Here is an 11,073-nt window from a genome sequence, read left to right on the forward strand (position 1 = left end):
CCGCCTCGCGCGGTCGACCTCGCGCGCCCTTCTCCCCGGCGACAGCCGTGGGGGCGACGGTCCCCTGGTCCTGATCACTCAGGCCCACCATGACCGCCGACCGGGCGCCAGGACGCCCGGCCGCCGGCCGGCGTGACAACCAGGGACATACAGGGAGAAGACACCATGGCCGTGGTGACCATGCGTCAGCTGCTGGAGAGCGGTGTGCACTTCGGGCACCAGACCCGGCGCTGGAACCCGAAGATGAAGCGGTTCATCTTCACTGAGCGTAACGGCATTTACATCATCGACCTGCGCCAGACCCTCGACTACATCGAGAAGGCGTACACCTTTGTCCGTGACACGGTGGCCGACGGGGGCAACATCCTGTTCGTCGGGACCAAGAAGCAGGCGCAGGAGGCCATCGCCGAGCAGGCGACCCGGGTCGGTCAGCCGTACGTCAACCACCGCTGGCTCGGCGGCATGCTGACCAACTTCCAGACGGTGTACAAGCGACTGCAGCGGATGAAGGAGCTGGAGGCGCTGGACCTGACCGGCACCGCGCAGGGCTACACCAAGAAGGAGACCCTGCAGCTGTCCCGGGAGAAGGACAAGCTCAGCCGTACGCTTGGCGGCCTGCGGGACATGCAGAAGGTGCCGGCGGCGATCTGGGTCGTCGACACCAAGAAGGAGCACATCGCCGTCGACGAGGCCCGCAAGCTGGGCATTCCGGTGATTGCGGTGCTCGACACCAACTGCGACCCGGACGAGGTCGATTTCCCGATCCCGGGCAACGACGACGCGATCCGCTCCGCTGAGCTGCTCACCCGGGTCGTCGCGGCCGCCGTGGCGGATGGTCTGATCGCCCGTTCCGGCAAGTCGCGCGGTGCCGAGGAGAAGCCGGAGCCGGGCGCCGTCGCCACCGACGAGCCGCTGCCCGAGTGGGAGCGCGAGCTGCTCGAGGGGCCGGCCAACAAGGAGAACGAGCCCTCGGCCGGCAAGGAAAACGAGCCCGCTGCCGCCGCTGCGGAATGACGACCACCCAAGCCGTCTGACGAGACTGAAGAGAGAGTCATGTCCAACTTCACCGCCGCGGACGTCAAGAAGCTCCGCGACCTCACCGGCGCCGGCATGATGGACTGCAAGAAGGCGCTGCAGGAGGCCGAAGGCGACTTCGACAAGGCCGTCGAGATCCTGCGGATCAAGGGTGCCAAGGACGTCGGCAAGCGGGCCGGCCGCACCGCCGCGAACGGCCTGGTGGCCCACGCCGGGTCGGCGCTGCTGGAGCTCAACTGCGAGACCGACTTCGTCGCGAAGAACACCGACTTCATCGATTTCGCGCAGTTGCTGGTCGAGCACGGCGAGCAGATCAAGGCCACCGACGCGGAGGCGCTGCTCGGCTCCACCCTGCCGGACGGCCGGCCGGTCGCCGACGCGGTCCAGGAGCAGTCCGCCAAGATCGGCGAGAAGCTGGTGCTCAACCGGTTCGCCCGGCTCGACGGCACCGTCACGGTCTATCTGCACCGCAAGGCGCAGGACCTGCCGCCGCAGGTAGGCGTCCTGGTGGCGTACTCCGGCAAGGAGGACGAGGCGGCCGACGCCGACGCCCGCGGTGTGGCGATGCAGATCGCCGCGATGCGGCCGCGCTTCCTCACCCGTGAGGAGGTGCCGGCGGAGACGGTCGAGTCGGAGCGCCGGATCGCCGAGCAGACGGCCCGCGAGGAGGGCAAGCCGGAGGCGGCCATGCCCAAGATCATCGAGGGCCGGGTGAACGCCTTCTTCAAGGACTTCGTCCTGCTGGAGCAGGCCTCGGTGGCGGACAACAAGAAGACGGTCAAGAAGGTGCTGGCCGAGGCCGGCATCGACGTGACCGGGTTCGTCCGGTTCGAGGTCGGCCAGGCCTGACCCGGTCCGGGCCGGGTGTCCGGCGCGTCGGCCGGTCGGCGGCCGACGCAGACAGGTCCCCGGTGAGGATCGAGACGATCGATCGACAGAGGAGGCCGTTGGTGTACGTGACAGGCACCACGGCCTCCTCGTTCCGTAGTGTGGGCACGAGGGTGAGTACGGCGGCGCTGAGGGCAGCTAGCGAAGGGCGGGTCGGATGACGCAGGTAATGAGTGGACACACGCTGGCGGCGGACGACCCGACCGCGCCCCCACCCGGGCGGTCCCGGCGGGTGGTGCTGAAACTGTCCGGTGAGGTATTCGGCGGTGGAGCGATCGGCGTCGATCCGGATGTGGTGCAGGACATCGCCCGGCAGATCGCGACTGTCTCCCGGCTCGGGGTCCAGGTTTCGGTGGTGGTCGGCGGCGGTAACTTCTTCCGCGGTGCCGAGCTGCAGAAGCGCGGCATGGACCGGGCCCGGGCCGACTACATGGGCATGCTGGGCACCGTGATGAACTGCCTGGCCCTGCAGGACTTCCTGGAGAAGGAAGGCGTCGAGACCCGGGTGCAGAGCGCCATCACGATGGCCCAGGTCGCGGAGCCGTACATCCCGCTGCGTGCGATCCGGCACCTGGAAAAGGGCCGCGTGGTGATCTTCGGCGCGGGTGCCGGTATGCCGTACTTCTCCACCGACACCGTCTCGGCGCAGCGTGCCCTGGAGATCCACGCCGACGTGGTGCTGATGAGCAAGAACGGCGTGGACGGGGTGTACACCGCCGATCCACGGACCGACCCGACCGCCAGCAAGCTCGACACGGTGACCTTCGCCGAGGCGCTGCGGCGCGGGCTGCGGGTCGCCGACGCCGCCGCGTTCAGCCTCTGCATGGACAACGACCTGCCGATGTTGGTCTTCGGGGCGCAGGGCGACGACACGATCGTGCGCGCGGTCGCCGGCGAGCGCATCGGTACCTTGATCACGACCTGACCGGTCCGGGCCGCGCACGGCGGATCCGTATCGGCAGGTGCCAGCAGGGACACCGGACCATCAGAAGGAGGCGACGGAACAGGTGATCGAGGAGACTCTGCTCGAAGCAGAGGAGAAGATGGAGCGCGCCGTCGAGCACGCCAAGGAGGAGCTGGGCGCGATCAGGACCGGTCGGGCCACTCCGGCGATGTTCTCCCGCATCGTGCTCGACTACTACGGGACCCCGACGCCGATCACCCAGATGGCATCCGTCGGGGTGCCCGAGCCGCGGATGGCCATCGTCAAGCCGTACGACATGTCGCAGCTCGCCGCGATGGAGAAGGCGATCCGCGACTCGGACCTCGGAGTCAACCCCAACAACGAGGGGACCCAGCTCCGGATCCTGCTGCCGCAGATGACCGAGGACCGCCGGCGAGAGATGATCAAGGTGGCGCGCGGCAAGGGCGAGGACGCCAAGGTCGCCATCCGCAACGTCCGTCGCAAGGCCAAGGAAGAACTCGACCGCATCGTCAAGGACGGCGAGGCCGGCGAGGACGAGGGACGCCGGGCCGAGAAGGAACTGGACGATCTCACTCACCGGTACGTGTCCAGCGTTGACGATCTGGTCAAACACAAGGAAACCGAGCTGCTCGAGGTCTGATGTCCTACCCCGAGACCGCTGGCGGCGATCAACCGGACGCTCGAACGAGGGCGCGGCACCCCGGCGCCGCGCCCGAGCCGTCAGCTCCGGAGACCCGTAACGGCCACCCGCTGGCCGAGCGGTCCCAGCCGTACGGCGGCCCGAACGGAGTGCCCGGCGCCGGTTACGGCACCGCCGGTTACGGTGGCGCCGCGTACGGGGGTACGGCCCATGGCGGTCCCGTTCCCACCGGGCCGTACACCGGTACCGGGGAATTCCCGTACGCCGGTTCCCGCCTCGGCAACGGCGGTCTGCCCCCGGCCGGCGCGCCGACCGGCAACGGTCACGGCAGCGGTCACTGGTCGACCGGGTACCGGGACGGCGAGCAGGCAGAGCCGTCGACGGACCCGGACCCGCAGGCCGGGCCCGACAGCTCGGCAGCGCGTCGGCGGGCCGGCGCGCGACGCCGTCGATCCGGCCGGTCCGGTCCGGCCCGGCCGGCGACCGAGCGCTCCGACCCGGATCAGCCGCTGCCGGAGCCGATCGGCTCTCGTCGGGCCGGTCAGGATCCGCCCGGCGAGGCCGGGAACGCGTCGCCGGCCGCCGACCGTCGGCCGTCGGCCGGTCGAAATCTGCCGGCCGCCATCGGCGTCGGCCTCGGGCTGGTCGTCGTGGTGCTCGGTTCGTTGTTCCTGTGGCGGCCAGCCTTCCTGGTCGTCCTACTGGCCGCCGTCAGCCTGGGCACCTGGGAGATGATCCGAGCGGTGCGCACCAGCGGCGCCCGCCCGCCGACGACCCCGTTGCTCGCCGGCGGCGCACTGATGTCCGTGCTGGCCTGGCGGATCGGCCCGGATGCTCTGGCGCTCGGGCTGCTGGTGACGGTCCTGGCGATGCTGATCTGGCGGCTGGGCGACGGACCGTCCGGGTATCAGCGGGACGCGGCCACGGCCACGCTGATCGCGGTCTACGTTCCGTTTCTGGGTGGTTTCGCCGCGTTGCTGGCCAGTCGGCCGGACGGCGACCTGCAGATTCTGGTCACCCTGGCTGCGGTGATCCTCTCCGATACCGGTGGCTATGCCGCTGGCGTCTTCTACGGCAGGCACCGGATGGCACCGACGATCAGCCCGAAGAAGTCCTGGGAAGGCTTCGCCGGATCGGTGGCCGCCGCCGGGATCGGCAGCGCGGTGCTGCTCTTTCTGCTGCTCGACGTCATGCCGCTGTGGGGGGCGCTGTTCGGCGTGGCGGTGTCGGTCGCGGCTGTGCTGGGGGACCTCGGCGAGTCCATGCTCAAGCGGGATCTCGGGGTCAAGGACATGAGCAACCTGCTACCCGGACACGGCGGGCTGATGGACCGGCTCGACTCGATCCTGTTCGCGTTGCCGGTCTCCTACCTCGTGCTGTCGCTGATCGCGTTGGCCGGCTGAACGGTCGTTCAGAAGGGGGTGGCCGGTCGATCCGCCCACCGTGGCGAGCCGGCCACGGCGGGATCGTGGGAGACTGGTCCTGCCATGAGAAGCCTGCCGCTGACCCCGAGTCGTCCGGTGACCGCCGCGTCCGACGGTCGCCCCGCCCTGCCGCCCCAGCACCTGGCCGATCTCGATCTCGGCCAGCGGCAGACGTTGCTGGCCGGGCTCGGCCAGCCCGCGTACCGGGCGAAGCAGGTCTCGACGCACTACTTCGGCCGGCTGACCCGGGACCCGCAGGCGATGACGGATCTGCCGGCCGCCGTCCGGGCCGGGGTCGCCGAGCGGCTGTTGCCGACCCTGCTCACTCCGGTGCGCGAGGACGCGTGTGACAGCGGTGCCACCCGCAAGGCGCTCTGGCGGTTGCACGACGGGGCCCTGGTGGAGAGCGTGTTGATGGGTTACCCGGACCGGGTGACCGTCTGCGTGTCCAGCCAGGCCGGGTGCGGGATGGCCTGTCCGTTCTGTGCCACCGGTCAGGCCGGGCTGACCCGAAACCTGTCCACCGCGGAGATCGTCGACCAGGTCGTCCACCTCGCGGGAGTGGCCGCGGCGGGTGGCGTCACCGGGTCACCGCCCCGGCTGTCGCACGTCGTCTTCATGGGGATGGGCGAACCGTTGGCCAACTACGGCCGGGTGATCGCTGCCGTCCGCCGGCTCTGCGCGCCACCACCGGAAGGGCTGGGCCTGTCGCAGCGGCATGTGACCGTCTCGACCGTCGGACTGGTGCCGGCGATGCGCCGTCTCGCCGGGGAAGACCTATCGGTGACTCTTGCGCTGTCGTTGCATGCGCCCGATGATGATCTGCGCGACGAACTCGTGCCAGTCAACCAACGGTGGAAGGTCGCCGAAGTCCTGGACGCCGCGTGGGAATACGCGGACCGTACGGGCCGGCGGGTGTCCATCGAGTACGCGATGATCCGGGATGTGAACGACCAGCCATGGCGAGCCGATCTGCTGGGTCGATTGCTGGCTGGTCGCATGGCCCATGTGAATCTCATTCCGCTCAATCCGACTCCGGGCAGTCGTTGGGACGCCAGTCCCAAGCCGGTCGAGCGGGAATTCGTTCGTCGGCTGCGTACAGCCGGTGTCGCGGTGACCGTCCGCGACACCCGGGGCCGGGAGATCGACGGAGCATGCGGGCAGCTCGCGGCCGCTGAGACGGCGTCATGAGCTACCGGTGTGATCAGCGAGTGAATCAGGAGACGTAGTGGCGAGTCAGGGACAGCGCTTCCGGCGCCGGGCGCTTCGTCGGGGCTACAAGGTCGACGAAGTGGATGCCTTCCTCGACCGTGTCGAGGCCACACTCGCCGGCGAGCCGGTGGGGTCACCGGTTTCCGCACAGGAAGTGCACGATGTCGTATTCAGAGTCCGGTTCAACGGCTACGACGAATGGCAGGTCGACCTGCACCTGGACCGGGTGGAACGACAGCTCGTCGAGCTGGAGGAGCGTGGCCCAGCCGGTCGTGGCGCGGACACCCGTGCCGGCCGGCCCGACCGGCTGACCCCGGCCGGGCGGGACGATCGTCCGATGCGTGACGACCGTCCGGTGCCGTCGGCCGCCGCCGCGCTGCCGCCGCGGCCGATGCCCGGTCAGCCTGGGCCGATGCCCGGTCAGCCCGGGCCGGCCCCCGATCCGTACGGCCACTATGCCGACCAGCCGACCGGAAGTTACGGCCGCTACGAGGACCCCCGGGGCAGCTACCCGCCGGGCGCTCCGGCAGGCGGCCCGCCGGTCCCGGCTCCGGGCGGGCCTCACCGCGGCTTCGGCCCTGGCCCGGACGGTCGGTTCGACGGCTTCGAGCAGGGCCGGCACGGCAAGGCCGACATGACGGCCGAGATCTACTTCCCGGATCGGCGATCTGGCCCGTCCGGTCCGCCGGCGGGCGGACACCCCGGCCATCCCGGCATGGGTGGTTCCCCCGGCGGCCACCCTGGGATGGCTGGCGGCCACCCCGGCATGGGCGGCCCTCCCGGCGGTGGCCACCAGGGCATGACGGGCGGCCACCCGGCGATGCCGGGTCAGCCCGGCGTCGCCGGCTACCCGGGTGGGCTGGGCAGCCCCGGCCACCTGCCGGGCGGACCGGCGGGACCGTCCGGCGGTGGCAGTCTGCAGCGGGTGGACCAGATCCGGCGGACCTTCCAGGTCCGCCGGTTCGGCAGCGGTTACGACCCGGCACAGGTGGACCGGCTGTTCGAGGAACTCCTTACCGCGATGGCCGGCCGGGGACCGATGCCGGTGGACACGGCGGAACTCGACACGGTGCAGTTCGGGCTGGTCACCGGCGGCTACTTCGAGGCCGAGGTCGACGCCGCGCTGAAGGAGGTACAGGACATCCTGCAGCGCGGCCGGTGACCGCCGGCTGCGGCCGCCCCGGCCGGATCAGCGCCAGCGGTGCGGCCCGGGCCCGGTCAGGAACGCAAGCCGTTGCGTCGTAGTACGGCGTCGCCGACGACGATGGCCAGCAGTCCAACGGCCAGGCCGATCAGCCAGATGTCCTCGACGCGGCCCTCATGGTTGCCGATCAGCATGGCGAGCAACACCAACGCCGAAACGACAGCACCGATCCGCCCCAACTTGCGATGGCCCGGCTTGTGCTGGTCGGGTGAGGTCACCGGCTCGGTTCCGGCCACGGCTGGTCCTCCTTCTCGAACCGGCCCGTTCCGATGAACGGAGCCCGGTCACTCGCATGGATCCCGCCCAGTCTGGCATGGTGCCGGCGGGCGCGGCATCGCGACCCCGCCGTGGGATCCGGGCAGGCAGCGCCGGGAGCCAGCGGATCCGGACGTCGCCAGCCGGGGCGACTGCTGCCTCCGGTAGCGTTTCCGGCGTACACATCGCTTGTGACCGAGGGGGTCTGTACGGTGCGACTGACGGGAACCGGGCACGCCAGTATGCGGATCGACACGGCTGCGGGCAGCATCCTGTGCGACCCTTGGGTCAACCCGGCCTACTTCGCCTCATGGTTTCCCTTTCCGGACAACTCCCAGCTGGACTGGGAATCCCTCGGACAGGTCGACTATCTGTACGTCTCCCACCTGCACCGGGACCACTTCGACGCGGCCCACCTCAAGCGCTTCGTGTCGAAAAAGGCGACCGTGCTGCTGCCCGAGTACCCCACCTCGGAGCTGGAGAACGAGCTGCGTGAGCTCGGCTTCACCAGCTTCCTGCGGACGAAGACCAACGAGGTGGTCGAGCTGGACGGCGGCCTCAACGTCATGATCCAGGCGTTGACCAGCCCGACCGACGGCCCGATCGGTGACTCGTCGTTGTGGGTCGAACACGACGGCATCCGCCTGCTCAACCAGAACGACGCCCGTCCCACCGATCTGTCGGTCTTCGCCGCGCTCGGCCACGTGCACGCCCACCTGCTGCAGTTCTCCGGCGCCATCTGGTACCCGATGGTCTACGAGCTGCCCACCAACGCCAAGACCGCGTTCGGCAAGCAGAAACGGGAGCGCCAGTTCGATCGCACCTGGCGGTACATCGACGATCTGAAGGCGTCGTACGTCTTCCCGATCGCCGGGCCGCCCTGCTTCCTCGACGACGCGCTGTGGCAGTTCAACGACATCCACGGCGACGAGGGCAACATCTTCCCCGACCAGCAGGTCTTCCTGTCCGAGTACGCCAAGGTCGGCGGCACCAACGGAGTGGTGCTGCTGCCCGGTTCGGTCGCCGAGGTCACCGCCGACGACTGCCGCACCACGCACCCGCAGCCGGTCGACGAGTTCTTCGCCAACAAGCAGGCCCACCTGGTCGAGATGCGGGAGCGCAAGCGCCCGGTCATCGAGGCCGAGAAGGCCTCCTGGCGGCACCCGGAGATCGACGTACTGGGCGAGATGAAACGTCGTATCGAGCCGTTGCTGGAGGAGTCGGTCTACCTGGCCAAAGGGGTCGGCGGCCCGGTCCGGTTCGACCTGGTCGACTACGACGGCGAGTCGGTCGAGTCGATCGTGGTGGACTTCCCCGGCAAGCAGGTGCGGCCGTACGCCGACGAGAAGGTCCGCTACCGGTTCCGCACCGACCGGGCCCTGGTGGAGCACCTGCTGCACACCGGCGAGGTCGACTGGGTCAACTCGCTCTTCCTGTCCTGCCGGTTCTCCGCCGCGCGGATCGGCCAGTACAACGAGTTCGTCTACGCCTTCTTCAAGTGCCTGTCCACGGAGCGGCTGCAGTACGCCGAGGGCTGGTACGCCGAGCAACGCCCGGACGCCGAGGACGTCAAGATCGGTGACTGGATCGTGCAGCGCCGCTGCCCGCACCTGAAGGCCGACCTGACCCGGTTCGGCATCATCGACGGCGACCAGCTCACCTGCCAGCTGCACGGCTGGCGGTTCGACCTGACCAGCGGGCGGTGTCTGACCAGCGTCGGGCACGAGATCCGGGCCCGCCGGGCCGGCACCCCGGCACCGGCGGAGTCCCAGACCCCGGCCGGCGAGCCGGCGGCGCAGGCCTAGCGCCTGCCTGGCGCCGGGGGCCTGGGGACCGGCGCGCCTAACGTCCGCCGCGCCCCAGGTCGGTGAGGATCCGCCGGGCGGCGTTGTGCCCGGCGGCGCCGATCACACTGCCCGCCGGGTGACAGCCGGCGCTGCCCGCGTACAGGCCGGGCAGCCCGGTGGCGTACGGCATCCGGTCGGTGAACGACACGGTGTTGTCCATGTGGTGGATGTGCCCGCCGGTGATGCCGAAGTGCGCCTCGATGCCGGGTGGGGCGAGCGGCACCGCGTCGGCGACCAGCGCGCTGGTGCCCGGCGCGTACCGGTCGCAGACGGCCAGCAGTTGTTCGACGTACCCGGGCAGCTCGGTCGACCACGACGAACCCGCCGGCTGCCACGGCACCGACTGGACGAACAACGCCGACGAGTGATGCCCGGCGGCGTCGCGCAGCGACGGGTCGACGGTGGTGTGCAGGTACCACTCGATGGTCGGCTCGGCCGGCAGCCGGCCGGCCCGCACATCGGCCCACATCGCCCGCAGTGCGGTCATCGGCGACTCGCCGCCGCCGGGCAGCAGCGACGCCGACCCGGGCAGCAGATGGATCGTGGCCCCGAACGGGCTGGGCGCGGCGTCCGGCAGGCAGCTGAACCGGGGCAGCCCGGTCAGCGCCAGGTTGACCTTCAACGTGCTGCCCGGCCGGCGGGTGGCGGCCATCCGGTCGGTCAACTCGGCCGGCAGCGCGCCGTCGGGGGCCAGCTCCAGCAGCCGGTACGGGTCGCAGGCGCCGAGCACCACCTCGGCGGCGACCGACCGGCCGTCGGCGACGACGACGCCGCTGGCGTTGCCGGCGTCCACGGTGATCCCGGTGACCGGTGTGTCGGTGACGATCCGCGCCCCGGCGGCCCGGGCGGCGTCGGCGAAGGTCCGCGACACGGTGCCCATCCCGCCGGCGGCGATCATCCAGGTGCCGTCCGAGCCGGGCAGCCGGCACATGTTGTGGGCCAGGAAGTTGTGGCCGGTGCCCGGGTCGTCCGGCCCGGCGGTCAGCCCGCTCAGCCCGTCGGTGACGGCGTACATGGCGACCAGCAGCTCGGAGCGGAACTCGAAGCGGGCCAGGTAGTCGGCGACCGAGCCGCGGACCAGGTCGACGAAGACCTGCCGCAGCGCCGGGCGGACGTAGCGCTGCGCGGTCTGCTCGACCGGCAGCGGCTCGGCCAGCCAGGCCGGCGCCAGGTCGTCGCGTAGCGCCGCCAGTTCGGCCTGCATGGCGTCGTCGGCGGCCACGTCGGCGGCGGAGAAAGTCGCCGCCATCTGCGCCCGGGTCGCGGCCCGGTCGGTGCCGAACAGCAGGTACGGCGACCCCGGCCCGCCCGGGGTGGGCAGGAAGTAGTGCGGGTCGCGGCGCAGCACCGGGATGGTCACGTCGAGGGTGGCCAGCAGTTCCGGCGGCATCAGCCCGAGCAGGTACGACCCGGTCGAGTGGCGCAGCCCTGGCACCCGGGTGAACGGCTGCTCGGTGCGGGTGGCGCCGCCGATCACCTCGGCCGCCTCCAGCACCAGCACGTCCAGCCCGGCCCGGGCCAGCAGGACCGCCGCGACCAGACCGTTGTGCCCGGACCCGATGACGACCACGTCGGCCCGGGCCGGCAGAGAATGTGACGTACCCATGTCCCGACCCTAGTCGCCGTGCGGCGTCCAAGATGGG

General features: G+C 70.6%; 10 protein-coding genes. 8 read left to right on the forward strand and 2 right to left on the reverse strand.

Annotation, left to right across the window (positions count from 1 at the left end):
* The first annotated feature begins 165 nt into the window (after positions 1-165).
* The 7 genes from rpsB to O7629_RS05180 all read left to right on the forward strand — a co-directional run bounded on the left by rpsB (position 166) and on the right by O7629_RS05180 (position 7,286).
* Complete coding sequence (rpsB, locus tag O7629_RS05150; protein WP_123600508.1) at positions 166-1,014, forward strand: 30S ribosomal protein S2; 849 nt, start codon at positions 166-168, stop codon at positions 1,012-1,014.
* A gap of 39 nt (positions 1,015-1,053) precedes the next feature.
* Positions 1,054-1,884, forward strand: coding sequence for a translation elongation factor Ts (gene tsf, locus O7629_RS05155; protein WP_278167786.1), 831 nt, complete (start codon positions 1,054-1,056; stop codon positions 1,882-1,884).
* A gap of 208 nt (positions 1,885-2,092) precedes the next feature.
* Complete coding sequence (gene pyrH / locus O7629_RS05160) at positions 2,093-2,848, forward strand: UMP kinase (protein ID WP_123600510.1); 756 nt, start codon at positions 2,093-2,095, stop codon at positions 2,846-2,848.
* Positions 2,849-2,930: 82 nt separating this feature from the next.
* Complete coding sequence (gene frr / locus O7629_RS05165) at positions 2,931-3,488, forward strand: ribosome recycling factor (RefSeq protein ID WP_123604413.1); 558 nt, start codon at positions 2,931-2,933, stop codon at positions 3,486-3,488.
* Entirely contained in the window at positions 3,488-4,891 is a 1,404-nt protein-coding gene (locus O7629_RS05170) for a phosphatidate cytidylyltransferase (RefSeq protein ID WP_278167787.1), read from the forward strand. The genes frr and O7629_RS05170 overlap by 1 nt, the downstream gene beginning before the upstream one ends.
* Before the next feature lie 84 nt (positions 4,892-4,975).
* Positions 4,976-6,103 carry a 23S rRNA (adenine(2503)-C(2))-methyltransferase RlmN gene (rlmN, locus tag O7629_RS05175; protein ID WP_278167789.1) on the forward strand — a complete coding sequence of 376 codons (1,128 nt, stop codon included), beginning with the start codon at positions 4,976-4,978 and terminating at the stop codon, positions 6,101-6,103.
* Between the two features lie 37 nt (positions 6,104-6,140).
* Entirely contained in the window at positions 6,141-7,286 is a 1,146-nt protein-coding gene (locus O7629_RS05180; RefSeq protein ID WP_278167791.1) for a DivIVA domain-containing protein, read from the forward strand.
* Positions 7,287-7,342: 56 nt separating this feature from the next.
* On the opposite strand, the gene O7629_RS05185 is transcribed toward O7629_RS05180, so the two are convergent.
* The gene (locus O7629_RS05185) at positions 7,343-7,564 is read right to left on the reverse strand and encodes a DUF2631 domain-containing protein (protein WP_278167793.1); all 222 of its coding nucleotides are present in this window, start codon (positions 7,562-7,564) and stop codon (positions 7,343-7,345) included.
* A 231-nt stretch (positions 7,565-7,795) separates the two neighbouring features.
* On the opposite strand from O7629_RS05185, the gene O7629_RS05190 reads away from it, so the two are divergent.
* Positions 7,796-9,388: a Rieske 2Fe-2S domain-containing protein gene (locus O7629_RS05190; RefSeq protein WP_278167795.1), complete on the forward strand. Its 1,593-nt coding sequence runs from the start codon at positions 7,796-7,798 to the stop codon at positions 9,386-9,388.
* Between the two features lie 37 nt (positions 9,389-9,425).
* Here the strand turns inward: O7629_RS05190 and O7629_RS05195 are convergent, their stop codons facing one another.
* Positions 9,426-11,036, reverse strand: coding sequence for an NAD(P)/FAD-dependent oxidoreductase (locus O7629_RS05195; RefSeq protein ID WP_278167797.1), 1,611 nt, complete (start codon positions 11,034-11,036; stop codon positions 9,426-9,428).
* Positions 11,037-11,073: the final 37 nt, after the last annotated feature.

Source organism: Solwaraspora sp. WMMD792 (assembly GCF_029626105.1).
Taxonomy (GTDB): Bacteria; Actinomycetota; Actinomycetes; order Mycobacteriales; family Micromonosporaceae; genus Micromonospora_E.

Excerpts from the sequence above, each read along its gene's own strand:
- rpsB (WP_123600508.1), top strand. The coding sequence starts at position 166 with ATGGCCGTGGTGACCATGCGTCAGCTGCTGGAGAGCGGTGTGCACTTC.
- tsf (WP_278167786.1), top strand. The coding sequence starts at position 1,054 with ATGTCCAACTTCACCGCCGCGGACGTCAAGAAGCTCCGCGACCTCACC.
- pyrH (WP_123600510.1), top strand. The coding sequence starts at position 2,093 with ATGAGTGGACACACGCTGGCGGCGGACGACCCGACCGCGCCCCCACCC.
- O7629_RS05170 (WP_278167787.1), top strand. The coding sequence starts at position 3,488 with ATGTCCTACCCCGAGACCGCTGGCGGCGATCAACCGGACGCTCGAACG.
- rlmN (WP_278167789.1), top strand. The coding sequence starts at position 4,976 with ATGAGAAGCCTGCCGCTGACCCCGAGTCGTCCGGTGACCGCCGCGTCC.
- O7629_RS05195 (WP_278167797.1), bottom strand. The coding sequence starts at position 11,036 with ATGGGTACGTCACATTCTCTGCCGGCCCGGGCCGACGTGGTCGTCATC.